Source organism: Porphyromonas sp. oral taxon 278 str. W7784, assembly GCF_000467855.2.
In the GTDB taxonomy this organism is placed as follows: Bacteria; Bacteroidota; Bacteroidia; order Bacteroidales; family Porphyromonadaceae; genus Porphyromonas.
Genome location: NZ_KI259230.1, coordinates 204,495 through 229,481 on the forward strand (window position 1 = coordinate 204,495; position 24,987 = coordinate 229,481).

Below are 24,987 nucleotides of genomic sequence, written 5' to 3' on the forward strand. Positions count from 1 at the left end.
GCTGAGTGGCTACGCTCAGTGACCTTCACCTCAATGGCGGACCTGGAGACTAAGGTTGACTATGTATCAGACTTAACTCGTCACCTCCCGAAGACCATCTACATTGTGCGGGTGACGAGGAAGGCAATACTTGTCTATCCCGTTTTTGCTGCCGAATGTCATGAAGGAGGAGTCCTCGTCGGTTGTCGCTTGATGCCGGGCTTTGCACTTAACCCTGAGTCCCTACATCCTCTCTGGGATTATGAAGCCCGAGCGGCTACGGAAGAGGAGCGAGAGCGAGTCTTTGAGACCAATCGTCGTCTGAAGCGCTACCGCCATGATGTCCCATGGCTACGCTATCGTACTCGCTACCAAGATGAGCGCTTCTACGATTAGCTTATCCAGCGGGTGAAGCAAAGTCGTATCTACTTAGATCCAGCCAGTCCTTCTCTAGGGGCTGGCTGGATCTTTTGTTACTACAAGAGGAAGAGAAAGAAGCGCTTCTCCCGCCGAAGATGAAGGGTTGATGTGGGATGCTTTGGACTTGGTCGAACTTGGGCATCGAACGATCCCGCTCTGTACGGGCGTTTGGGAGGGGTAAAAAACGATCCACGGTAGGTCACCGAAAAAACCTACTGTAGGTCGTCGGTGCGACCTACCGTGGTTCGGTCAGGCGACCTACCGTAGGTTTTATTTGGGGGGCTGTGCGCATCGGCTGAGGACGAGGGGGGATAACAGAGGCAAACGGCGATATTCACTATCTTTGTATCTTGCAAAAGATATGGATAAAGACAAAGTAGTGACAACGAACGATAAGACTCAGCTTCCCTCCCCCTGCTATATTCTGGAGGAGGATCTACTGAGACGCAACCTCAGCTTGATCCAGGACGTGGCTCGCCGAGCCGGTGTAGAGATCATCTTGGCCTTCAAGGCTTATGCCCTCTGGCGTACCTTCCCCATCATCCGCGAGTATGTCCCCTACAGCACGGCGAGCTCCGTCTGGGAGGCTCGCCTGGCCTTCGAAGAGATGGGTGCTAAGGCACACACCTTTAGTCCTGCCTATACCCGTGAGGAGTTCCCCACGATCCTCAGCTATAGCTCGCATGTGACCTTCAACTCACTGAGTCAGGTCGAGCACCTACATCCGCTGATGCCTCGGGATGGGAGTGTGTCCTTCGGGCTACGTATCAATCCCGAATATTCGGCTGTAGAGACCGACCTATATAATCCCTGCGCTCCAGGCTCTCGCTTCGGTGTGCCGGCGAGCGAACTCAAGGTGCTCCCCGAGGGGATCGAGGGCTTCCACTTCCATTCGCTCTGCGAAGGTTCGGCGGAAGACCTAGAGAAGACCCTGGAGATCATTGAGCAGAGCTTAGGTCACTTCCTCCCCCAGCTCCGCTGGCTCAACATGGGGGGCGGTCATCTGATGACCCGTCAGGGCTACGATGTCGAGCGCCTCGTCCGTGTGCTCCGAGCCTTCAAGGAGCGCCACCCGAACCTTGACCTGATCCTTGAGCCAGGGAGTGCCTTCGGCTGGCAGACGGGCTTCCTGACCTCTTCGGTCGTGGATATCGTCGAGCACCATGGGATACGTACGGCGATCGTCGATGTCTCCTTCACCTGCCACATGCCTGACTGCCTCGAGATGCCCTACAAGCCCGCTATCCGTGGAGCTCGTACGATGGATGAGTATCGCCCCGACCAGCATAGCTATCGCATCGGGGGGAATAGCTGCCTCAGTGGTGACTTCATCGGCTACTGGGAGTTCGATCATCCCCTAGAGCTGGGCGAGCAGATCATCTTCGAGGACATGCTCCACTATACTACGGTCAAGACCACGATGTTCAACGGGGTAGCGCACCCCAGCATCGCCCTCCTACGCTCCGACGGCTCCGTAGAGCTCCTCCGTGAGTACACCTATCAGGACTATAAGGATCGCATGGACTAGCGCAAAACTATTAACCAAAAACAAGTAACGAGACAACATGATCTTCGACAAGCGTACGGAGTACAAGCCCTTTGAGTACCCCGAGGTGCAGCGGTTCATCGATAATATGAACCGCACCTTCTGGGTGCACTCCGAGGTAGACTTCAGTGACGACATCCAAGACTACAAGACGCTCCTCAGCGATAGCGAGCGGGAGGTCATCAAACGTAGCCTACTGGCTATCGCACAGGTAGAGGTGACGGTGAAGACCTTCTGGGGTAAGCTCTACGAGTTCTTGCCTAAGCCCGAGTTTAATGACCTCGGGGCGACCTTCAGCGAGTCAGAGTGTCGTCACTCCTCGGCCTACGCCCGCCTGCTGGAGGTGGTGGGGCTCGAGAGTGAGTTCAAGAACCTCTTAGAGATACCCGTCTTTCGCCGTAAGCTCGAGCTCACGGACGAACATCTAGGAGGGGCACAGGACTTCATCCACAAGCTCTTCTTCTTCACTATCGTCATAGAGAACTCCTCGCTCTTCTCTCAGTTTGCCAACATGGTGGCCTTCTCCCACTTCCGTGGCATCCTCAAGAACACCGCCAACATGGTCTCCTGGAGTAGTGTGGATGAGCAGTGTCACGCCGATGCAGGGGTGTACATCATCAACCAGATCTTCCAGGAGTATCCCGAGCAGCGACTCTCTAGCCAGGAGGTAGAGCGGATGGTTCGCCACTACCTCTCCTATGAGGAGGAGCTCCTGAGGTGGATCTACGAGCCCGGCGAACTGGAGTTCTACACACAGGCGGATATGCTTGCCTTCATGAAGTACCGTATGGACAATGCCCTCAGTCAGATGGGCTACTCTAAGGTATACAACATATCGACGGAGGAGTATCTGCCCATGCAGTGGTTCGACGAATATGTCTATGCCAACGACTTAGATGACTTCTTCGCCAAGCGTCCGACAGCCTACACCAAGCACGACAAACCCATCACAGCCAATGACCTATTCTAGACAAGAACCCTGGTGGTACAACGAGGAGTCTAAGGCCGTCCTCGACCGTGGCTACCTACTCAATGGAGAGACCATCCATGACGCTATCGAGCGGATCACGGCCTCCGTATGTCACCACCTAGGAGAGACGGTAGGGACAGCAGAGCTGAAGGAGGCCTTCAAGGATGCTATCTACAAGGGATGGCTCTCCCTCTCCTCCCCCATCTGGACGAATGCAGGTACCTCACGTGGCCTACCCATCTCCTGCCAAGGCTGCTATATCGGTGATAGTATCTCTGACATCACGACCAAGCTCGGGGAGGTGATGATGCACACCAAGCTCGGGGCAGGTACCTCTGCCTACTTCGGCAACCTCCGAGGACGAGGAGCCTCCATTACCAATAATGGGAAGTCCTCGGGCGCAGTGTCCTTCATGAAGCTCTTCGACACGGTGATGACCGTGGTGACCCAGGGGGCACGCCGAGGTTCCTTCGCCGCCTATCTGGATATCGATCACCCAGACATCGAGGAGTTCCTTCGCATCAAGGATATAGGTAGTGACCTACAGAATATCTTCTACGCTGTCTGTGTTCCCGACTACTGGATGGTAGAGATGATCGAGGGGGACGCAGAGAAGCGACGTATCTGGGCTCGTGTGCTGGAGTCTCGTGTACAGAAGGGACTACCCTATATCTGGTTCAGCGACACGAATAACATCCATAAGCCTGAGATCTACCAGTACCTTGGCTGTAATATCACCCATAGCAACCTCTGTAGTGAGATCGCCCTGCCCGACTCGGATAAGGAGACCTTCATCTGCTGTCTGTGCTCGCTGAACCTAGCTCTATATGACGAATGGAAGGATAGTAACCTGCCCGAGCTCGCAGTGATGTTCCTCGACGGAATCCTCTCGGAGTACATCGCTAAGACGGAAGGCAAGAAGTTCCTGAAGTACGCTGCGAACTTTGCCAAGCGTCACCGAGCCATCGGCATCGGTGTCCTCGGGTGGCACTCCTACCTACAGAGCAAGATGATCCCCTTCGGTTCCCTGAGAGCCAACGCACTGACCACCGAGATCTTCCGTTCAATACAGGAGAAGACTACGGAGGAGAGCCACCGTTTAGCTGAGCTCCTTGGTCCAGCTCCCATCTTTGAGGAAGGGGGCTTCCCTGGGACTAAGTACCGCAATACGACTCGTCTGGCGATCGCTCCTACCACCTCTTCATCCTCTATACTCGGTCAGGTCAGCCCTGGTATAGAGCCCTACTCTAGTAACTACTATAAGGTAGGTCTGGCTAAGGGCAACTTCATCCGCAAGAACATCTATCTCCGTCAGCTCCTAGAGTCGAAGGGTAAGGATACGTATGAGGTATGGCGCGAGATTATGATGAATGCGGGCTCGGTACAGCATCTTGACTTCCTCGCCCCAGAGGAGAAGGAGGTCTTCAAGACCTTCCGAGAGATCTCCCAGAAGGACATCATCGTGCAGGCCTCTATTCGACAGAAGTTCATCGACCAGTCGCAGAGCCTCAATCTCAACATCCCTCCCGAGATGCCTATCAAGGAGGTGAACCGCCTCATCATCGAAGCCTGGAAGCTCGGCATCAAGGGTCTGTATTACCAGCGGAGTAATAGTGTATCTAAGGATATGATCACCAACCTCGTCACCTGCACCAGTTGCGAGGCCTAGGAGCTCACCTCTCACGTCTATCAAACAAGAACAATGGCACTATTTGGACTCTTCTCTAAAAAGAAGAAGGAGACCCTCGACGAAGGGCTCTCCAAGACCAAGGAGAATGTCTTCTCCAAGATCGCACGCGCTGTCGCTGGGCGTAGTACCGTCGATGACTCCGTGCTGGATGAACTCGAGGATGTCCTCGTCACCAGTGATGTCGGCGTGGAGACTACCCTCAAGATCATCCGTCGTATCGAGGAGCGTGTTGCCCGAGATAAGTATGTATCTACCTCCGAGCTCACGGGCATCCTGCGCAGTGAGATCGCAGAGCTCCTGACGCAGAATGGCTCTAGCGACGGGGAGAGCTTCTCCCTGCCTGCCGAAAAGAAGCCCTACGTCATCATGGTCGTCGGGGTCAACGGGGTAGGGAAGACCACCACCATCGGTAAGCTCGCCTACCAGTTCAAGCAACAGGGCTACTCCGTCATGCTGGGCGCAGGGGATACCTTCCGTGCTGCCGCCATCGAACAGCTGGAGGTCTGGGCCAAGCGTGTGGATGTACCCATCATCCGTCAGCATATGTCTGCCGACCCTGCCTCTGTAGCCTTCGACACGCTTAGTGCCGCGGTGAAGGCTGGCTCCGACGTAGTGATCATCGATACCGCAGGTCGTCTGCACAACAAGGTGGGACTGATGAACGAGCTGACGAAGATCCGTCGTGTGATGCAGAAGGTCGTGCCTGATGCGCCCCATGAAGTACTCCTCGTCCTCGATGGCTCCACGGGGCAGAATGCCTTCGAGCAAGCCAAGCAATTCACTGCCGCCACCGAGGTCAATGCTCTAGCCGTCACCAAGCTGGATGGCACGGCCAAGGGGGGCGTAGTCATCGGTATCTCCGATCAGTTTAAGATCCCCGTCAAGTATATTGGATTAGGCGAAGGGCTAGAGGATCTCCAGCTCTTCCGTAAGAAAGAATTTGTAGACTCCCTCTTCGGCGAATGAGAAAGAACCAAGTAGATGTAGTGACCCTCGGTTGCTCTAAGAACCTCGTAGACTCGGAGCAACTCATCCGCCAGTTCCTAGCCAACGGCTATGTAGTGCACCACAATTCGGACTCGGTCAACGGCGAGATCGTCGTCATCAATACCTGTGGCTTCATCGGTGATGCACAGGAGGAGTCGATCAATATGATCCTCAAGATGGTCGAGGCTAAGAAGGTGGGACGCATCGGACAAGTATATGTCATGGGCTGTCTCACCGAGCGCTTCATGGATGAGCTTAGAGCTGAGATCCCCGAGGTCGATGGATACTACGGTAAGTTCAACTGGAAGAATCTCCTTACAGATCTAGGTAAGGCTTATCACAACGATCCCCTCGGTGGCAATCGAAGCATCACGACCCCCGCTCACTATGCCTATATGAAGATCTCGGAGGGCTGCAATCGCAGCTGCTCCTATTGTGCTATCCCCATCATCACGGGTAAGCACAAGTCACGCCCTATGGAGGAACTCATCGCAGAGGCCGAAGCCCTCGTCGCCTCAGGCGTCAAGGAGATCCAGCTGATAGCACAAGACCTCACCTTCTACGGGCTAGACATATACAAGCAGAATAGACTTGCCGAGCTCCTTCAGCGTCTCTCCGACGTACAGGGGCTGGAGTGGCTACGCTTGCACTATGCATATCCAGCGGACTTCCCCCGTGAGATCCTCGCCGTGATGCGAGAGCGGGAGAATATCTGCAGCTACCTAGACATCGCTCTACAGCATATCAGTGACCCGATGCTCCGTGCTATGCGCCGTCGTGTCACGAAGGCGGAGACCTACGAACTACTCAGATACATGCGTCAAGAAGTCCCCGGGCTCCATCTTCGCACGACACTGATGACGGGGCATCCTGGAGAGACGGACCAAGACTTCGAAGAACTCCTGCAGTTCGTGCGGGATATACGCTTCGATCGCCTTGGGGCCTTCGTCTATTCGCATGAAGCGGGTACCTATGCTCATCAGGCTTATGCTGATGACATCCCGCTCGAGATCAAGCAGGAGCGTATGGATCGACTCATGTCTACACAGGAAGCCATCGCTACGGAGCTGAATGCCGCTAAGGTCGGTAAGACCTTCAAGACGATCATTGACCGTAGCGAAGAGGAGTTCTTCATAGGACGTACCGAGTATGATTCGCCAGAGGTGGATCAGGAGGTCTTGATCTCCAAGCTCGATACTCCGCAGCTAGAGGTGGGGCAGTTCTATCCCATCGAGATCACTTCATCGGATACCTTCGACTTGTACGGTCGATTAGCCCAATAGTAGACATGCTGCAAGCGGAATTTTGGAGTATACGCCTCGGTGAACTGGCTTCTGTACAGCCTGCCACTTCGGAGACTCTGTGGGAAGCTCTCTGTACCCAGCTAGAGCAACGACTACTCTCTGGGGTAGCACTCTACTTCCCTGAGCTAGGACTTTGGCGCCTAGAGGAGCACCGAGAGTATATCGCCCGCACGTCGGATGGTAAGCTCTGGCTCCTGCCCCCACGGCTAAGTCTCTCCCTGCAGCAGGAGCGCACCACGACAAGTGTATCTATTCTCCTCTTGAGTGAAGCGCTAGCAGAGACGACTCATGTGCCAAGTGAGATCGTAGGGAAGTGGCTAAGAGGGATCAGTCAGCTGTGGAGCGAACTGCTCCATCAGGGGGCACCGATCTCCTGGGCGGGATTGGGGGGCTTCACTCCATTGGAGCGGGACGGACAGCTAGCTGGCTATCGCTTCCTCCCTGCACCAGAGTTCCTCGCAGCGCTCAATAGACCCTTCAGTATGTTTGCCCCTGTGGAGGTCTCCTCTACAGCATCACTTCAGGATCTGGAGGTATTAGAGGTCGAGCGCTTAGAGGATCTGGATGAAGTAGCACCCATAGAAGTGCTGTGGACTTCCGAGTCTTCGGTCGACGCCGACCCCATCCCCACTGCTTCACCTGCGACTACTCCCACACCGCTCGTCCCACCCGTAGAGGAGCCTTCTCCAGAGATCACTGAGGAAGCAACGGGCGACATAGAGACCAATGAACCAGAAGAACAGCTCCCCGTACCTGCTACCCTCCCAGAAGAAGAGGAAAAGGCTACGCCCGTCATAGAAGATCCCCTCGGTGATCCATTTAGAGACGAAGAGGAGCGTCCACGTCTGCTGGTCTGGATCTTCGTCTCCATCGGGATCGCTATAGCTAGCTGTCTCTTCTTCTTCCTGCTTTCCCTTTCGTCCGAAGGGGAAGTGAAGCCCCAGCCCACGACACCTTCCACAGAGACTACCGTGTTACCCGCCGAGCAAGCACCTAAGATCGCTGACCCGACTTCGGTACAAGACAGCCTAAGCTTACAGTCGATCGACAGCGTGACTACGGGACATTCCACCCCTACTGTATCGCCATCTCAGAACTCATCACCTGAAGCTAATAGAGCGGAACAAGTACGCCTGCGTCCCGGTGACCGCCTCTCCCGCCTGGCACTAAAGAAATATGGGCACAAAGCCTTCTGGGTATACATCTATGAGGAGAATAGAATGCGCCTCAAAGATCCTGATAATATCCCCGTAGGTGCGGTCATTACCCTGCCTGCAGCCTCTAAATATCAGATAGATCCTACCGATACGAATTCAGTGAACAGGGCGTTATTGCTACAGCGCTCCCTACACCGATAGGAGCTATATCTTGTATCGACCAAGACAGACAGAAATAACATCGAAATAGAATCATATGGAATCAGTAGACATCCGCATGCTCACCGAAGAGATTGAGCGTCATAGTCACTTGATCAGTTCCCTTCGTACGGGGATGCAGCAGTCGATCGTAGGTCAGAGTCATCTCATTGACTCGCTCCTCATCGGCCTTCTCTCGGGGGGGCATATCCTGCTGGAAGGGCTCCCAGGGCTTGCAAAGACCTTGGCGATCAAGACACTCTCCCAGCTCATTGATGCAGACTACAAGCGAATTCAGTTTACACCCGACCTCCTCCCTGCTGACGTCGTCGGTACGCTGATGTATAGTCAGAAGAAGGAAGACTTCTCCGTGAAGAAGGGTCCTATATTCTCCAACTTCATCCTAGCCGATGAGATCAACCGTGCTCCAGCTAAGGTGCAGAGCGCTCTGCTGGAAGCGATGCAGGAGCGTCAGGTGACGATCGGTGAAGAGACCTTCAAGCTCCCCGATCCTTTCCTGGTGATGGCGACGCAGAATCCCATTGAGCAGGAGGGGACTTACCCTCTGCCCGAGGCTCAGGTCGACCGATTCATGCTCAAGGTACTCATCTCTTACCCCAAGAAGGAAGAAGAAGCACAGATCATCCGCCAACAGATCCGCCCCGAGCAGCAGGAGATCAAGCCCGTAGTACGTATCTCTGATATCCTCGAGCTCAGAAGACTGGCTTCGAAGGTATATATAGATGAGAAGATCGAACGCTATATCGTCGACATCGTCTTCGCTACACGTCGTCCTGAAGAATATGGACTGGAGAACTTCAGATCCTTCATCTCCTTCGGTGCTTCACCACGAGCTTCGATCAATCTTGCGCTAGCTGCTCGCTCTTATGCGCTACTCAAGGGCCGAGGCTATGTGATCCCCGAGGATGTTCGTGCTATCTGCTACGACGTGCTCCGTCATCGCATCGGTTTGTCCTACGAAGCAGAGGCGCAAGACCTATCAGCGGACGAGCTGATCAAGGAGATCCTCAACCGAGTAGAGGTACCTTAGTCGTCCTCTGCCCTGATACTAGGGGAGAGGATACCCGTCCTCTCTGTGGAGCTAGCCTGAGAAGCGCCTCCCCACTATCCCCTAGCTCAGGGCCGTGATAAGCAACGTAGTACGGTGACAAGTAGAAGCATGAAATCAAAACTCCAGCCATCCGATCTCCTGAAGAAGGTACGTCGTATCGAGATCAAAGCTCGTGGACTCTCCGAACAGGTGTTCGCCGGGCAGTATCATTCGGCATTCCGAGGGCGAGGTATGGCCTTCAGCGAAGTGCGTGGCTATCAGGTCGGGGATGATGTGCGTGATCTGGACTGGAATGTCACAGCACGCTATGCCCAGCCCTACGTCAAAGTCTTCGAGGAAGAGCGGGAGCTGACCGTGATGCTTCTCGTAGATATGACGGGGAGTACGGACTTCGGCACCCGAAGTGAGACGAAGCGTGAGCTGAATGCAGAGGTAGCTGCGACGCTGGCATTCTCTGCGATCCAGAATAATGACAAGGTCGGAGCCATCCTCTTCACTGACGAAGTCGAGCTCTTCATCCCTGCTCGCAGTGGCCGTAAGCATATCCTCTACCTGATCCGTGAGCTACTTAGCTTCGAGCCAAAGAGTAGATCCACGGATCTCAACGTGCCCCTGACCTACCTCAATCAGCTGATCAAGCGTCGCTGTACGGCCTTCCTCATCTCCGACTTCTATCACTGGGGGGCGGACTATCGACAGACGCTCTCCCTCTCAGCACGTCGTCACGACCTCGTGGCTATACGGACCTTCGACCGAGGAGCGTTAGAGCTCCCTCGAATGGGCCTCTTGCGCCTACGTGATGCTGAGACAGGCCAGGAGCGCTGGATAGACACTTCGTCTCGCCGTATAGCTCAGCGCTATGCCGAGCGGGTACGAGAGCAAGAGGAATTATTCCGTAGTCACTGCCTGCGCTCAGGTATTGACCATATAGAGGTAGCGACAGACGGGGACTATGTACCTGAGCTCATCAAACTATTTGGACGCAGATCCTAATCGATTTATGTACAGACTCCGGTATCTATATACCTTATTATTCCTGCTCCTAGGTGCTGGCGAAGCACTCTTGGCGCAGAATGTCTCGATACAGACCCATCTAGACCGAGCCGAGATACGTATCGGCGAGCGGGCAGCTATCGATATGACCATCCGCACGGACAATCTCCCAGCCACCCGATTTCGACTTGTGGAGGACTCGACAGGGGTAGAGCGCTTCCGTATCCTGGAGTTTGGTGCGCTAGATACTGTGAATATCGGGGGCGGGATCCAGGAGATCAAGGCTCGGATGATCATCACTTCCTTCGACTCTACGTTGATCACCATCCCTCCCATTATAGTAGAGACGCCTTCGGGTAGTGCTATTTCGAAGCCTCTTGCCCTGAATGTCATCTCTCCAGAAGTTGATCTTGCGCACCCCGATCGCTTCAAGCCAATACAAGATCCATGGGAGGAGCCCTATACCCTCTGGGATATTCTCCTGATCATTTGGTCGAGCTGGATCACCTATGTGGTCGCTCTCGTGGCCCTCATCGCCTTACTCCTCTACGAGTACAAGCGCCGAGCGCAGTACCTACAGATAGAGAAGCCCGTCGAAGTGATCCCTGCGACCGCCCTAGATATCTTCTTAGCTCGAGTGAAGTCACTCGAAGGTCACCGCCTCGATGAGCAGGAGGACTTCAAGGCCTATTATACAGAGCTGACCGGAGCACTCCGTAGCTATTGGGGCGATACTCTGCAGTTCGATGCTCTGGAGAAGACTTCTTCGGAGCTCGTAGAGGAACTTCGTCAGCACCGTCTCGGTACAGAATACCTCCGAGTGATCGAAGAGCTCTTCCGTGAAGCAGACTATGTGAAGTTCGCTAAGAGCCTACCTCTGCGGAGTGATACAGAGCGCTTAGCCCAGAGAATAGTCACTTGTACGAAGGATCACCATGAAGCGCTCGAGCGGGCACGGGAGATCTCTAAGTCTCGTGTAGCAGAAGGAAAGGAGGTGATCGAATGACCTTCCTTCATCCTCACTTACTCTGGTTGCTTTTGCTCCTGCCCGTCCTGTTCCTTATTTATGTACTTTGGCGCAGGAAACAACAGGCTTCGCTCCGTATGCCATCGCTACACTTCCTCAACGGAATCGGTGGCGGTGTGCGGGTGTACTTACGTCACTCGGTCTTTGCGCTGAGACTCCTTGCTCTGGGGCTCATCATCATTGCCCTAGCTCGCCCTCAGAGTAGCTCCTCTTGGTCGGAAGACCGAGTCGAAGGGATTGACATCATGCTCACGATGGATATCTCCACGAGTATGCTCGCTATGGACTTCCAGCCCAATCGTGTCGAAGCGGCGAAGGAAGTAGCGATGCGTTTCGTCGCTAATCGCCCTAATGACAACATTGGTCTCGTAGTCTTCGCTGGTGAAAGCTTCACAGCTTGTCCCCTGACACAGGATCATGCGACGCTCATCAACCGTCTTCGCTCGATGACTCCTGGGATCATCGAGGACCAGACGGCCATTGGCTCGGGGATCGCTACGGCCATCGGGCGCCTCAAGGAAAGTAAAGCCAAGAGCAAAGTCATCATCCTGCTGACCGACGGAGCTAATAATACGGGGAATATTTCCCCGAAGATGGCTGCCGATCTGGCGAAGACCTTCGGGATCTCTATCTATACGATCGGTGTCGGTTCGGGCGCTGGCGAAGCTCCCTATCCGATAGAGACGCCCTTTGGGACTGTCGTGCGCAATATGCCTGTGGATCTCGATGAGCCTACCATGCGCCAGATCGCCGAGATCTCTGGTGGTGCTTACTTCCGAGCTACGGACAATGAGTCCCTCTCTGCTATCTATAAGAAGATCGACCAACTAGAGAAGACGAAGCTCTCTACGAGAAATTATCACACGACTTACGAAGAGTTCTCCATCTTTGTACTCGTAGCTGCGCTCCTCTTACTTATAGAATTCGTCCTTCGCTCTACGCTCTTCCGTACCAATCCGTAAGATGAACATCCATTTTTATTCACCAGGCTACCTCTATTTGCTCTTTGGGCTCCTACCGCTCTTAGCATTATCCCTCTTCGCTTACTGGAGACGGAGGCGGATGCTTCAGCGATTTGCGGACAAGGATCTCGGCCAAGCGCTGACACCATTAGCATCAGGTAAGAAGTACGTCCTTCGTGATCTAGCCCTCCTAGTGGCTGGTGCGCTGATGATCATCGTACTGGCTCGCCCGCAGGCTATCAGCCAGGTCGATGCTCAGGATGATGATAAGGGGATCGAAGCTATGATCTGTCTCGACATATCTAACTCGATGCTCTGTCAGGATGTAGCCCCTAGTCGTCTGGACTTCGCTAAGCGAACCATCTCTCGTCTGCTGGAGCGGATGCATTCGGATCGTGTAGGGCTCATCGTCTTCGCAGGTAGTGCCTTCGTTCAGCTCCCGATCACGACCGATCTATCTACTGCACAGGACTTCCTCTCAGATATCTCCCCGAGCATGCTCTCCGACCAAGGGACGGCGATCGGACAGGCGATCACCTTGGCACGACAGTCTTTCTCCGACCGCAGAGACTTAGGTAAGTCGATCATTGTACTGACCGACGGGGAGGACTTTGAGGAGACGGCTATCCAAGCTGCGAAGGATGCAGCCAAGGAGGGCATTCACATCAACGTCGTAGGTATTGGTTCGGACCAAGGCGGTCCTATACCGACGGCGGAGGGTAACCTGACCGACGAGTCTGGTAATATGGTAGTCACCCGCTTCAATCCCGATATGTGCCAGCAGATCGCCGATGCAGGAGCGGGGATCTTCGTCGCTTCTTCCTCGCAGGCTACGGTAGTCAAGGAGGTAGAGAAGCAGCTGGAGGAGCTCCCCCGAGCTTCTATCTCCTCACGAGTCAATAATGGAGCGACGGAGGCCTTCGAGCCATGGCTCTGGGCAGCTCTTGTACTCCTCATCCTCGAGTTCTTCATCATGGGACGAAAGAATAAGTTCCTCATCCGACATAATATCTTTGGTCATGAGAAGTAAGCGATTCCTTCTAGCTCTGATGACTTGTATCTTGGCTACGACTTCGCTGGTAGCTCAGGGTATCAAGTCGGATATTCGCCGGGCGAATAAGCTCTATCACGCTAAGGACTACGCCCGAGCTTCGCAGGAATATCGGCGTGCACTCCTCCGGGATAGCTTGTCGGCCAAGGCTCGCTTCGGCCTGTCGGCTTCGATCTATGCCGAAGGGCGCTACGACGAAGCGAAGACCCAGCTCGAGCGCATCCTACAGCAAGAGCCTCAGCTGACGCCCCAGCAGCAGGCAGGTGTGCTACACAACCTCGGGAATGTAGCGATGAAGAAGAAGGATTATCAGGCCGCTGTCCAGGCGTATGAAGAAGCTCTGATCCGTCATCCCGAAGATGACAACACCCGATACAATTTAGCGCTGGCCCAAAAGCTCCTTCAGCAGAACAAGAATAACCAGCAAAGTCAGCAGGGACAGAACCAAGATCCGAACAAGAATAAGGATCAAGAGAAGCAAGATCCCAAGAAGGACCAGCAGAATCAGAATAAGCCCGAGCAACAGAAGCCACAAGAGAAGGGCCAGGATAAGCAAGGTCAGCCCAACGAACAGCGCTCCGGTGAGCTCTCCAAAGAGCAAGCGGAGCAGATCCTTCGGTCATTCCGCACCGACGATGATAAGACTCGCCGTCGGGTAGAGCAGAGACAGCGGGAGCAGCAACAGCAGAATAGGAATAAGAATAAGAAGAGATGGTGATCCAGATGACCACAATTCGTCGGGTAGCAAAGGCTTGGTGCCTGCTTCTCCTCCTGTTACCTCTGAGCCTCGTGGCGCAAACGATCCGCCTCGAAGCCCCTCAGACGGTCGTCCAGGGCAATACCTTCCAGCTCATCTATAGTTATTCGGGGAGCGAAGACTTCGAGCGTGTCTCCGAGCCAAAGGCTCAGGGGCTTCAGGTCGTATATGGACCTGCCCGACAAGTGATGAGTAGCTATCAGAATATCAATGGTCGGAGCTCCTCGTCTTCGTCGGTGAGCATCACCTATACACTGATAGCGGAGCGGACGGGATCAATATCTGTGCCCGCTGTCACAGCGGTCGTCGGAGGCAAACGTGTCACGGTGCACGGAGCGACTATCCGTGTACTCCCGCCCGACAAGGATACGCAGGCCGGTCGTTCACGAGCTAAAGGCCTCGGGAGCTATATCTATCGGGCCATCCCCAGCGCGACAGTCGTCTACGAACAGCAGGCCTTCCCCATCCGATACAAGCTCTACTCGTCGACCGAATTCGATATCAGTAGCTTCAATGCACCCCAATATGACGGCTTCATCTCAGAGAAGCAACCCGATGATGGGCGCCGTCAGCTGACGCTGGAGTCGTATCAGGGGAAGAACTATCGTGCAGTCGAGATCCTGAATGAAGTACTCTTCGCCCAGCGCAGTGGGACACTCACGATCCCATCGAGCGAAGTTGGGATCCGAATACCTGTAGAGGGGGACGATGATCCCTTCTTCAGCTCGGCGACTCTGGTAGATCGCACGCTTCGCTCTTCGCCAGTCACGATCCAGGTACGGCCACTTCCGACCGAAGGGAAGCCCCAGGACTTCTCCGGTGCAGTAGGTTCCTTCCGAATGAAAGCGGAACTGCTGACCAAGACACCTAAGACCAACGAGTCCGTGACGATACGTCTGACGCTCGAAGGCACGGGGAATCTGAAGCTTGCATCAAGTCCGAAGATCCAATTCCCCGAAAGCTTCGAGGTCTATGATCCGAAGGAGACCTACGAGGGACACGTGACGGCGACCAATGTACAGGGTAAAAAGGTCATCGAATACTTTGCCATCCCTCGCCGAACAGGCTCTGTCACGGTGCCACCACTTACATTCTCCTACTTCGATCCACAGAAGGGGCGCTACGAGATCCTGAGATCTCAGAGCTTCTCACTGCAGGTAGCTCAGGGGAAGGCTGAAGTGTCGGAGGAGAAGGGTAGTCTTCGCCAGCAAGAGGAATCGCTACGCACGCTCCGATCAGACGAAGGGACGAAGGAGATCACAGGACTCCGAGTAGCGAAGAGCTGGGGATACCTCCTCCTTTACCCACTAGTGGTGCTGATTGGTCTCGGTATCTACTTCATCCTAGCACGTCGTCGCAGTCTGCGTGCCGATAGTCTGAGCTATCATGCTTCGCGTGCCAGTGCCGTAGCTACTCGTCGTCTGCGCAAGGCTCGCCAGCTACTCGAGGCTGGATCACGAGAGCCCTTCTACGAGGAGACCTTACGTGCACTATGGGGTTACCTAGGCGACAAGCTACGTCTGCCGGTATCGGAGCTCAGTCGTGCCACTGTCTCTGAGCTCCTTCGTGGTAGAGGGCTCGAGGAGTCTACGATCCAAGGACTCACAGAGGTCATCGACGAAGTGGAATATGCTCGCTATGCACCCGCCAAGGAAGGGGACATGCAGGCCCTCTATACCAAGACGGCTACCGTCATCAGTGAGATCGATCGTCATAAGCTATAGATAATATCCCCGTACTATGCGTACAGTCTTTCTATCCTTCCTACTTCTCATCTCTGCGATCAGGCTTAGCGCAGCCGAGCCTTCGGTAGATAGTCTCTTCTCTAAGGGCGATTATCGTGGGGCAACTACGGCACTAGAGACGCTGATCGAAGGGGAGGGGGCGACCTCCTCACGCTATGCCAATCTGGGGAATTGCTACTATCAGCTCGGCGATCTCGGTCATGCCATGCTCAGCTATGAGCGGGCGCATCTGCTTGATCCACGTGATGCTCAGGTCAATGCCCTGCGCTCCTTCCTCATGAAGAAGACTATCGACAAGCTCCCTGACGCTGAGAGCTGGTTCTCCGCTACGGGCGGAGCGATTGCTTATGCGCTACCTCTGCCGGTGTTACTCGCTCTGGCGCTCCTCTTCTTCGTAGGCTTCGTAGGATCGGTCGTTACCTTTGCCCTAAGTCGTCGGCGTGATCACAAGCGGATCACCTTCTATTCGGGCCTAGTGAGCCTTATCCTTTCACTCTTCACAGGGGCACTCATCCTGCACTGGGTCTATGCTGAGCATCAGGCTAAGACGAAGGCGGTGATCACACAGCCTGAAGTCAATGTCTACAGAAGCCCTAGTCAGAAGTCCGAAGTGACGAACCAGCTACATGAAGGTACACGTATTCGCCTCGTTGGTCAGCCGGTGGGCGCCTACCAGCAGTTCGTACTCTCGGACGGCCGAGGCGGATGGCTTCTGCTGAGTGCTATCGAACCACTCGTGAAGAACTAATCCCAAGCGCATGACTCCTCCCTTCCTCCCGGGCGAAATCTCCCTACTCAAGGCGATCAATGGCGCACATTCCCCCTTCTGGGATGCGGCGATGTTCCTGATCTCTAATGTCGGTGCTTGGACCTTCCCCGCTATAGCTCTGCTGATCTACCTCTTCTGGAAGCGCCCCAAGAGTGAAGCCGTACTTGTCTTACTGATGATCGGGCTCTGCATCCTCTTTGGTGACTTCCTAAGTTCGTGGGTAGCTAAGCCCTTTTTCTCCCGACTCCGCCCTACCCATACGCCCGAGCTACAGGAGACGCTCCACTATGTCTACGGGTACCATGGCAAGCTCTACGGCTTCTTCTCCGGGCATTCGGCGAACTATACGGCTGTAGCTACCTTCCTCTGCCTTGTGCTCCGTGACCACCGCTTCACGGGGGTGATCTCCCTGCTGGTCGGTTGGGTCATCTATAGTCGCATGTATATCGGGGCGCACTTCCTGTCGGACTGCTTAGCAGGGGTGCTTGTCGGGCTTCTGGTGGGCTACTTAGTCTACCGGATCTACCTCGCACTCCGCCGGCGATTCTTGGCTACGGGCTACCGTGATCCACAGGAGATCTTCCACGGAGGGACGGTGTACTTCGTCTGTGCACTCTGGGTGTCGATCCCCGTGACGCTCATGATGGCCCTGCAGGTCACACGCATCCTGAGGATGGTCGCCGAGTAGGGAAGGGCAAGGCATTAGTACCTCCCATAAATACTAAGCCCCACCGCAAGCTCAGAGCTTGCCGTGGGGCTTAGTATTTTTATTAATGAGAGTGTCCGTTTCTCCTACCCTCTGGCAGGCCTCCTTACCTATCCGGGAGTAGGGAAGAGGCCGAATAGCTATGCTACTTCTTGTAGATCAAGCTCAGTCCGTCTCTGAGGGGGAGGATGAGATTCTCTACCCGAGGGTCACGCTGTACGTGCTCGTTGAAGGCTAGGATACTCTTCGTCTGTGGGTCAGTGGGCGTAGGCTCTTCGATGACCTTCCCATCCCAGAGGGTATTATCTGCCAGGATAAGTGCACCTGAGGGTAGGTGCGGGACGATCAGCTCGTAATAGTCGAGGTACTCCCGCTTGTTGGCATCGATATAGACGAGGTCGAAGGTATGCTCCTCTAGGAGCTTCGGTAGGATCTCTAGTGCATCTCCTAGGTAGAGATGCACCCGATCGGCATAGGGCGCTCCGTCAAGGAATTCGTGGATGAAGTCCTCCATCTCATCATCTGATTCGATGGTGTGCACCTCGCCTCCTTCACCTAGGACTTCGGCAAGGCAATGCGCAGCGTAGCCCGTATACGTACCGATCTCCAGCGCACGGCGAGCCCGAGTGAGCCGACAGAGCATCTGCAGGAGATTGCCCTGCAGGTGCCCTGAGAGCATGCGGGCTCTCAGGAGGCGAACGTGCGCTTCACGCCAGAGACGCTCCCGGATAGGGCTCTCTGGGCTTGTATGGCGAAGGATATATTCCTCGAGGCGATCGGACTCAGTCATCGCTACGTTAGGCTTCGTCTGCTTCCTCGGGCATGCCGAGGAGCTCACGGATGCGAGAGGCTATCTGCTCCATCTGCCAGCGAGGGGTCGAAGTGGCTCCGCAGATACCGATGGTCTTGGGCAGTGGGCTAAGCATCTCGGGGAGGACTTCCTCGGGCGAGGAGACGAAGATGCTTCGCTCGTTGCCCTTCTGGCAGTAGCCGAAGAGCACCTTCCCGTTCGAGCTCTTTGCCCCAGCGACGAAGAAGGTGAGTTCGTGCTGTGCAGAGAACTCCTGGATGTGAGGCATACGGTTGGATACCTGCCTACATATCGAGTCTTGGAACTCAAAGGGAGCGTCCCCGACCATGCGGCTCTGTAGCGTGTCGATGAGCTCATGAAAGCCTGTGAGCGACTGCGTCGTCTGGGAGAAGAGGGCGATCGGGCGGGAGAAGTCGATCTGCTCGATATCCTCACGGCTCTGCACGATGATCGCTTTGCCCTCGGTCTGACCTACGAGGCCGTTGACTTCGGCGTGCCCTTTCTTGCCGTAGATGACGATCTGTCCTCCCTTAGGGTCGAGCTCGGCGAACTTACGACGAACCTTCTTCTGTAGGGCTAGGACGACGGGACAGGTGGCGTCGACGAGTTCGATACCTCGCTCCTTGGCCATCTGGTAGATGGCAGGTGCTTCGCCGTGGGCTCGGAAGAGGACACGCTTGCCCTGGAGCTGGCTGAAGGTCTCGTAGTTGATCGTCTGCATGCCCTTGGCTTCGAGGCGGTCCACCTCTTGGTTGTTGTGGACGATGTCGCCGAGGCAGTAGAGTTCTTTATTGTCTTTGGCCAGCTCTTCCTCGGCGTGCTTGACGGCATTGATCACACCGAAGCAGAAGCCGGACTGCTGGTCTATTTCTATCTTGGGATACATGGGGATGAGAAGGAGGGAATACGGGGAGCTAATCCTGGGTAGCTCGCTCGAAGTAGGAGCGAAGGAGCGCATCTTGCTCGGCGATCGTCAGGTGCGAATTGTCCAAGACGATGGCATCCTCAGCTTGTCTTAGCGGGGCAACCTCTCGGTGCGTGTCGATGTAGTCACGCTGGCTGAGGTTCTCAAGGACGTCCTCGAGCGAACTAGTCTCATCGCCCTTGCTACGTAGCTCTGCTAGGCGACGCTCCGCACGGATCTTGGGGTCAGCGGTGACGAAGATCTTGAGCTCGGCCTGCGGGAAGACCGCCGTGCCTATATCTCGGCCATCCATGACGACGCCACCACCTTCGCCGAAGGCTTGCTGCTGGCGGGTGAGGAACTCACGCACGAAGCCAAGCGCTGCGATCGGGCTGACACTCCCGGCGACTTCCATCGTGCGGATCGCCTGCTCGACGTTCTCACCATTGAGGTAGAGCTCGGGCGTAGCATGTTCGTGCGCCTTATGGAAGCTCAGCGATACTTCGCTGAGGGCTTCACGTAGCTTATCTTCCTGGATCTTCCCGTCTTGGATGAAGCCCTTACGCAGGGCGAAGAGGGTGACACCGCGGTACATCGCACCGGTGTCGATGTAGATATAGTCGATCTCTTTGGCTAGGGCACGGGCCATGGAGCTCTTGCCACAGGAGCTGTAGCCGTCGATGGCTACGATGATCTTCTTGGTCATGGAGGCTAGTATCCGTTTATATACTTTGGAGCGTGAGGGAGGGTGATGAGGAGCGGATGCTTCTTGGGGGAGGCTTTCTCCCACTGTATATCCCAACAAGGAGTCCTAAGCTAAGGTTTTCCTCTGCCTTTGGGCGGGGAATCATCACCGTGGAGCGAGGACAAAGATAGTCATATCTGTGGGGACAGAAGGGCGGGACGTACTCGTAGAAAGGGCGGGCTTCGGGGAAGGCCTTGGGAAGGGCGAAAAAGAAACCTACTGTGGGTCGTCGAAGCGACCTACGGTAGGTCGGTGAGGCGACCCACAGTAGGTTTTTTCGGCGACCTACCGTAGGTTTCTTTTTGCCTCTTGGGGCGGGCGGAGAAAGCGGGGTAGGGGAAGGGGCGTGACGCCTTGCCCTTGGCTTGAGCTTTTTCCCCGCTGAATAGCTATATTTGCTCCGCTCTAATCCTTGTCCGCCGTGCATATCCTAGTCGTAGATCATAGAGACTCCTTCGTCTACAATGTCGTCGAGATCCTTCGCCGACTGCCTCAGCTGACCTTCGAGGTGGTCGCCGAAGAGGAGCTGCGTGTGGAAGCGCTCCCTCGCTACGACGGACTCATCCTCTCACCCGGGCCGGGCATCCCAGCCGAATATCCCCGCACAAGGGAAGCGATCCGCTACGCCGTAGAGCACGCCTTGCCTGTCCTGGGCATCTGCCTTGGACACCAAGCGCTGGCGGAGTTCTTCGGCGGCGAACTTGTTCAGCTTCCCCGCCCCCTTCACGGGCACGCCTCACGCTTCGTCGGGATCGACCCCGAGGACGAAGTGGTGGGCACGATCCCCGAGGGGAGTACCATCGGGCGCTACCACAGCTGGGCGGTGAAGCCTGCCTCCCTGCCTGAGAGCCTCATCGTGACGGGCTGGAGCCGGGACTCTGGGGAGGCGGAAGTGATCATGTCGCTTCACCATCGCACCAGGCCCATCTGGTCGGTGCAGTTCCACCCCGAGAGCATGATCACCTTCGGCGGAGAGCGCTACCTTGAGGGCTTCCTCGAGGCAGTCCGTCGGCGTAGCCTTCATCCCTAAGCTTTTCATCCCACAGCACTATGTATTTCAGAGACCTCATTGGCCAAGAGAAGATCAAGGCGCAGCTCATCCGCTCGGCACGGGCGGGGCAAGTGCCGCATGCCCAGCTATTCGTCGGCAGGGACGGCGAAGGGGCGCTGGGCCTAGCCTATGCTTACGCCCGCTACCTCAACTGCCAAGAGCGGGGCGAAGACGATGCCTGCGGGCATTGCCCTTCGTGTCGGCGCTTCGACGAAGTGGGCGACCCCGACCTCTCGTTCCTCTTCCCGATCGTCAACGCTTCGGGCAAGAACCTCTGCGAAGACCATCTCGAGGACTGGCGACGCTTCCTCCAGTTCGGGCCCTACGCCCGCTACGACGAATGGCTCTCGCTCGTCGGGGGTGACGGGAAGAAGGCTTCGATCTTCGCCCGAGAAGGCGAGCCCCTTCAGCAGAAGATGGCCTTCCACCGCTCGGGTCGAGGCTACCGCATCCTCTTCGTCTGGCTCCCCGAGCGCATGCAGGAGGTGCTGGGCAATAAGCTCCTCAAGCTCGTCGAGGAGCCTCCCGAACACACCGTCATCCTCATGGTCACCGATGAGGAGCAAGGCGTGCTCTCGACCCTGCGCAGTCGCATGCAGACGCTTCGCCTCACTCGCCTTCCCGAGGGGGAGATCGAAGCGGCTCTTCGCTCTGAGCCCACTGACTACGCCGAGGCCGACGCCCTCTACGCCGCCCACCTCTCCGAGGGCAACTATCGGCGGGCGCTCGACCTCTACCAAGGCAAGGCAGCCGAGCTCGGCGAGGAATTTGTCTTCCTCCAGCGGGTGCTCCGTGCCACGGTCAACGCTCAGCCTCTGGAGATGAAGGCTCTGGCAGAAGACCTCTCACGGCTGACCAAGGAGGAGCAGTCGAGCATCCTGGAGTACCTGGGGCGGATGTTCCGGGAGTTTTACCTCTTCAACCTTGAGCTCCCTGAGATCAATTACCTGACGACGCGCGAAGAGGGGATCGCCCGCTACCTTCGCTCGTGCATTACGGGTCAGAACGTCCGCCAGGTGGAAGCCGAGTTGGACGAAGCTCGCCGTCATTTGGCGCAGAATGTGCAGTCGAAGATGGTATTTTTTGACCTGCTTCTACGCCTGACTTCCACCCTTGCGCCGAGCTACAAACAGGCGGGTGTAAGGTAGCTTTCTTGCCCACTTTCTAATTCCCTCTTTCCTAGTCTTTTAAGTTTCCTTGCGGAAGGCGTGAAATTTCCTTCCGCAAGGAAATAAATTTTCTTCCGCAAGAAAAAAAATTTCCTTGCGGAAGAAAAAATATTTTCGTGCGCACGAAAATTTATTTTTGTGCGCATAGAAATTTTTCTGCGTGCGCACGGAAATTTTTTGCCCTTCGGAAGGAAGCGTTTTTTCCTTCCGAAGGGCGCTCTTTTTTCCTTCGAAGGGAAAGGAACTTTCCTACCCAGGAAGAAAGATTTTCCAGCGCTGGAAAATTTTCCGCCTTCCGAAGTGCGATTCCTTTTCTTGCGGAAGGAAAAATATGTTTGAGCGGAAGGAGCTTCCCCTTCGAGCTGAGGCGGACAGAAACGAAAAGCCCCTCGCCTAGCTACAGCTGCGCTAGGCGAGGGGCTTGTTTGTGGGGAAATATCCAGCGGTGAGGCTGGAGGCGAAGGGGCTAGTCCTTGCGGTAAGGAGCGACGATCTTGAAGCCCCGACCTCGGAGTACGACTTGGCGATCTCGGACTTCCTCGACGTAGACGGTGTATTCGCCCTCACGCTTGAGGGGATGCTCCTTGTAGAAGATGCTGGCGTCGAGCCACTGGATCTGGACCTTGCGGGCTTCGCCGACTACCGGTGTGGCGATCTCGGGGGTGAGAGTGAGCACACGGTTGACCTGCGCCTCGGGTGTCAGACCCTTCTTCGTGCGCAGGACGGGGATGGCGCTCTCGCTGAAGCGAACATATTGCCCCTTGAGGCGAACCATCGCTCGGCAGGGGAAGAGTTGGCTCAGTTGGCGGGAATTGGTCATGTAGACGCCGAAGCGGTCGGCCGTCCCGCTACAGCGGACCTTGACGAGGATCTCCTTCGTCGTCTTGCGGTCCTCGCTCGTGGCGATCAGCTTGATGTCTCCTTCGTACTTGGCCTTGATCTTGACCAGACCCGTCTCGGCTTGCCAGACGATGTCGGCGGCCTGCTCGGGGTCTTCGACCTTGAGGCTCGCCCGTGCTCCTCCGCCCGAGAGGCTGAGCGTCTGCACGTCGTCGCCGGGGCGGAGCGTCACGACGTCTTCATTCGAAGCGAAGGGCGGGGGGACGACCTTCACCCGCACTCGACGAACTTCGTCGTGCGAGCGGAGCGTCAGGGAGGTCTCGCCGTAGAGAAGCCCCGAGACACGGAGCGTATCTCGGCTGATGCTCGAGGAAGCGATGCGGGCGTCTTCGATGGTGGCGGCGTACTTGCCGTCGCCCCCCTTCAGTAGGATCATGCGTGTCTCGGACTGGGTGAGCTGAAGCTCCTTGGCATCCTCTTCACCGAGACGGATCGGGAGGATGGGGCGGTCGCTCTCCTTGCGACAAGAGGCGACGACGAGGACGAGGCTGAGGAGGAATAGTATCTTTTTCATCGGGGCTTTACTTGACTGTGACGAGGTACTCCAGCTCCCAAGTTCGCTCGGGAGCCTCTACGATCTGGACACGGAGGCTGTGCTCTCCCGTGGAGGGGAAGACGAGGATACGCCCCTCGGGTTCGGTGAGGACGTCGTCGATATAATAGAGGCACTTGGCCTGGGGATTCTGGAGCTCCATGTAGTGCAGGGGCAGACGCTGGGGACAGGAGCCGTCTTCAGCGATCCAGTAGAGGAAGGGGATCTGCCCGCCTGGGAATTCCCCCAGCCCTTGCGTCTCGAGGGTGAGCGGGAGCGAGTACTCGGAGTACACGCCATCGGCAAGGGCTCTGAGGCGCACCGTGTAAGTGTAGCCGGGCTCAAGCCCCTCGAGGAAGAAGGAGGTCTTCTCCGTGGAGAGCGTCTTCGTGCTAAGGATGCTCTTCCCCCGCTTCTGCACGAGCTCGAGCTCGTAGGTAGCGCCCTGCAGTTCGCTAGAGGTCCAGGTGAGGTTGCACTCGCGCTGGAGGTAGGGCTGGGGAAGGCGTGTCGGAGGAGCGAGGACGTTGGGCTTAGGCTTCTGAGGCTCGTCTTCCCCTTCGGCACCCTTGATCACGGTCATGGATAGGTCGTCGAACTCCAGCAGGTAATTGGCGATGTCGCTCTCGTTGCGTGGGAAGACCAGTTCGAAGGTCATCTTCTCGGCGTTTTCGGGCGCTTCGACGACCATGTACTTCTCCCTCCAGGTCTTCATCTCACTTCCTTTCAGGTCCATGCCGATGAGCTGATTGAAGAAGCCGTCCTGAGCGTGCTCCTTCCCAGCTTCACGGGTATCTACCCAGGACTTCCCAGCGGGAGCAAGTTCCTTCCCCCCTAGCATGAGTGCCTTGCCCGCCTTGGGGATCCAGGTGATCCTTACGACAGCTAGCTTGGCTGCTAGGCGGTTGGCTCCTCCGTCGGACTTGGGGAGGTTGCCCCGGTACCAGTAGGAGACGAGGTACTTGGCCTTCTGTCGTACGGGCAGGGGATCAGGGTAGGTGTATATCTGGTGGTCGACGCTGAAGTAGCCCGAGATCCTCATCGCCGCCTGCCCGCCATGCGCTTCGCTGAAGGTGCGGGCAAACTGGTTGCTCGACGTCGTGCTGTGCGACGGATAGAGCCACCAGCCTGTGGGGCGAGCCTTCTCAAAGGACTGTAGGGCCTTGAGGTAGGCGACATAGGCATCGACGTAGGCTTTGAAGCGGGCGATCTGCTCTTCCGTGTAGGTGATACCATGCTCGTCTCCGTACTCTATGATCTTCTCGTAGATACCGCCCTCCTTCTCTTCCTCGTCCTCATAGAAGACATCGTCCGGTGTCCTCGGGATACATTCCTCGGGGTAATCACTTGGGCGATCGGGTTTGGGAGGAAGGGCAGTAGCAGCAGGATCCTCGAGGCCTCCATTAGGCAGGATGCTTGCCCCTACCGTCTCGGGTCGAGTCGCAGGTCTATTGCGATTTACTTGCCCCCAGAGCTGGGTGGATCCTAGGAGGAGCACCAGAGCTAGGGTAGCGTGTCTGAGTCTATTCTGTTTCATTGTCT

At 55.9% G+C, this 24,987-nt stretch carries 23 protein-coding genes; 18 read left to right on the forward strand and 5 right to left on the reverse strand.

Annotated elements, in window-relative coordinates; translation table 11 throughout:
• The 16 genes from HMPREF1556_RS08660 to HMPREF1556_RS03900 all read left to right on the forward strand — a co-directional run.
• Positions 1–375, forward strand: a 375-nt coding sequence (locus HMPREF1556_RS08660; RefSeq protein ID WP_021666958.1) for a hypothetical protein, incomplete at its 5' end; no start/stop codon positions are given.
• A gap of 385 nt (positions 376–760) precedes the next feature.
• Complete coding sequence (nspC, locus tag HMPREF1556_RS03830) at positions 761–1,927, forward strand: carboxynorspermidine decarboxylase (protein WP_021666961.1); 1,167 nt, start codon at positions 761–763, stop codon at positions 1,925–1,927.
• Positions 1,928–1,964: 37 nt separating this feature from the next.
• Positions 1,965–2,915 (forward strand): ribonucleotide-diphosphate reductase subunit beta, encoded by a 951-nt coding sequence (locus HMPREF1556_RS03835; RefSeq protein WP_021666962.1) that lies wholly within the window; start codon positions 1,965–1,967, stop codon positions 2,913–2,915.
• Positions 2,902–4,584 (forward strand): ribonucleoside-diphosphate reductase subunit alpha, encoded by a 1,683-nt coding sequence (locus HMPREF1556_RS03840; RefSeq protein ID WP_021666963.1) that lies wholly within the window; start codon positions 2,902–2,904, stop codon positions 4,582–4,584. Before HMPREF1556_RS03835 ends, HMPREF1556_RS03840 begins: the two co-directional genes overlap by 14 nt.
• Positions 4,585–4,617: 33 nt before the next feature.
• Complete coding sequence (gene ftsY / locus HMPREF1556_RS03845) at positions 4,618–5,571, forward strand: signal recognition particle-docking protein FtsY (protein ID WP_021666964.1); 954 nt, start codon at positions 4,618–4,620, stop codon at positions 5,569–5,571.
• Positions 5,568–6,875: a 30S ribosomal protein S12 methylthiotransferase RimO gene (gene rimO / locus HMPREF1556_RS03850; RefSeq protein WP_021666965.1), complete on the forward strand. Its 1,308-nt coding sequence runs from the start codon at positions 5,568–5,570 to the stop codon at positions 6,873–6,875. The genes ftsY and rimO overlap by 4 nt, the downstream gene beginning before the upstream one ends.
• A 5-nt stretch (positions 6,876–6,880) precedes the next feature.
• Complete coding sequence (locus HMPREF1556_RS03855) at positions 6,881–8,254, forward strand: LysM peptidoglycan-binding domain-containing protein (RefSeq protein WP_021666966.1); 1,374 nt, start codon at positions 6,881–6,883, stop codon at positions 8,252–8,254.
• A 55-nt stretch (positions 8,255–8,309) separates the two neighbouring features.
• Complete coding sequence (locus HMPREF1556_RS03860) at positions 8,310–9,302, forward strand: MoxR family ATPase (RefSeq protein WP_021666967.1); 993 nt, start codon at positions 8,310–8,312, stop codon at positions 9,300–9,302.
• Positions 9,303–9,431: 129 nt separating this feature from the next.
• Complete coding sequence (locus HMPREF1556_RS03865) at positions 9,432–10,316, forward strand: DUF58 domain-containing protein (protein ID WP_021666968.1); 885 nt, start codon at positions 9,432–9,434, stop codon at positions 10,314–10,316.
• Positions 10,317–10,323: 7 nt separating this feature from the next.
• On the forward strand, positions 10,324–11,322 hold the full coding sequence (locus HMPREF1556_RS03870) for a hypothetical protein (protein WP_021666969.1): 999 nt from the start codon (positions 10,324–10,326) through the stop codon (positions 11,320–11,322).
• A complete protein-coding gene (locus HMPREF1556_RS03875; protein ID WP_021666970.1) occupies positions 11,319–12,305 on the forward strand; it encodes a VWA domain-containing protein in 987 nt (328 codons plus the stop codon). Before HMPREF1556_RS03870 ends, HMPREF1556_RS03875 begins: the two co-directional genes overlap by 4 nt.
• Before the next feature lies 1 nt (position 12,306).
• The gene (locus tag HMPREF1556_RS03880) at positions 12,307–13,335 is read left to right on the forward strand and encodes a VWA domain-containing protein (protein ID WP_021666971.1); all 1,029 of its coding nucleotides are present in this window, start codon (positions 12,307–12,309) and stop codon (positions 13,333–13,335) included.
• Positions 13,325–14,074 carry a tetratricopeptide repeat protein gene (locus tag HMPREF1556_RS03885; RefSeq protein WP_021666972.1) on the forward strand — a complete coding sequence of 250 codons (750 nt, stop codon included), beginning with the start codon at positions 13,325–13,327 and terminating at the stop codon, positions 14,072–14,074. Before HMPREF1556_RS03880 ends, HMPREF1556_RS03885 begins: the two co-directional genes overlap by 11 nt.
• Complete coding sequence (locus tag HMPREF1556_RS03890) at positions 14,068–15,837, forward strand: BatD family protein (RefSeq protein ID WP_021666973.1); 1,770 nt, start codon at positions 14,068–14,070, stop codon at positions 15,835–15,837. The genes HMPREF1556_RS03885 and HMPREF1556_RS03890 overlap by 7 nt, the downstream gene beginning before the upstream one ends.
• Positions 15,838–15,853: 16 nt before the next feature.
• Positions 15,854–16,606 carry a tetratricopeptide repeat protein gene (locus HMPREF1556_RS03895; protein ID WP_021666974.1) on the forward strand — a complete coding sequence of 251 codons (753 nt, stop codon included), beginning with the start codon at positions 15,854–15,856 and terminating at the stop codon, positions 16,604–16,606.
• A gap of 10 nt (positions 16,607–16,616) precedes the next feature.
• The gene (locus HMPREF1556_RS03900; RefSeq protein ID WP_021666975.1) at positions 16,617–17,315 is read left to right on the forward strand and encodes a phosphatase PAP2 family protein; all 699 of its coding nucleotides are present in this window, start codon (positions 16,617–16,619) and stop codon (positions 17,313–17,315) included.
• Between the two features lie 163 nt (positions 17,316–17,478).
• Here the strand turns inward: HMPREF1556_RS03900 and HMPREF1556_RS03905 are convergent, their stop codons facing one another.
• The 3 genes from HMPREF1556_RS03905 to cmk are packed head-to-tail and all read right to left on the reverse strand — an operon-like array spanning position 17,479 to position 19,754.
• Positions 17,479–18,123, reverse strand: a complete 645-nt coding sequence (locus tag HMPREF1556_RS03905; protein WP_021666976.1) for an O-methyltransferase — start codon at positions 18,121–18,123, stop codon at positions 17,479–17,481.
• A 7-nt stretch (positions 18,124–18,130) separates the two neighbouring features.
• Positions 18,131–19,030, reverse strand: coding sequence for a 4-hydroxy-3-methylbut-2-enyl diphosphate reductase (locus HMPREF1556_RS03910; RefSeq protein WP_021666977.1), 900 nt, complete (start codon positions 19,028–19,030; stop codon positions 18,131–18,133).
• A 28-nt stretch (positions 19,031–19,058) separates the two neighbouring features.
• Positions 19,059–19,754 carry a (d)CMP kinase gene (gene cmk / locus HMPREF1556_RS03915; RefSeq protein ID WP_021666978.1) on the reverse strand — a complete coding sequence of 232 codons (696 nt, stop codon included), beginning with the start codon at positions 19,752–19,754 and terminating at the stop codon, positions 19,059–19,061.
• Between the two features lie 460 nt (positions 19,755–20,214).
• Between cmk and HMPREF1556_RS03920 the strand changes: the two genes are divergently transcribed.
• Both HMPREF1556_RS03920 and HMPREF1556_RS03925 read left to right on the forward strand, forming a co-directional pair.
• Positions 20,215–20,823, forward strand: coding sequence for an aminodeoxychorismate/anthranilate synthase component II (locus HMPREF1556_RS03920; protein ID WP_021666980.1), 609 nt, complete (start codon positions 20,215–20,217; stop codon positions 20,821–20,823).
• Positions 20,824–20,843: 20 nt separating this feature from the next.
• Positions 20,844–21,992 (forward strand): hypothetical protein, encoded by a 1,149-nt coding sequence (locus tag HMPREF1556_RS03925; protein ID WP_021666981.1) that lies wholly within the window; start codon positions 20,844–20,846, stop codon positions 21,990–21,992.
• A 487-nt stretch (positions 21,993–22,479) separates the two neighbouring features.
• On the opposite strand, the gene HMPREF1556_RS03930 is transcribed toward HMPREF1556_RS03925, so the two are convergent.
• Together HMPREF1556_RS03930 and HMPREF1556_RS03935 are read right to left on the reverse strand one after the other, a co-directional pair.
• On the reverse strand, positions 22,480–23,427 hold the full coding sequence (locus HMPREF1556_RS03930; protein WP_021666983.1) for a hypothetical protein: 948 nt from the start codon (positions 23,425–23,427) through the stop codon (positions 22,480–22,482).
• Positions 23,428–23,434: 7 nt separating this feature from the next.
• Entirely contained in the window at positions 23,435–24,982 is a 1,548-nt protein-coding gene (locus tag HMPREF1556_RS03935) for a fibronectin type III domain-containing protein (RefSeq protein WP_021666984.1), read from the reverse strand.
• Positions 24,983–24,987: the final 5 nt, after the last annotated feature.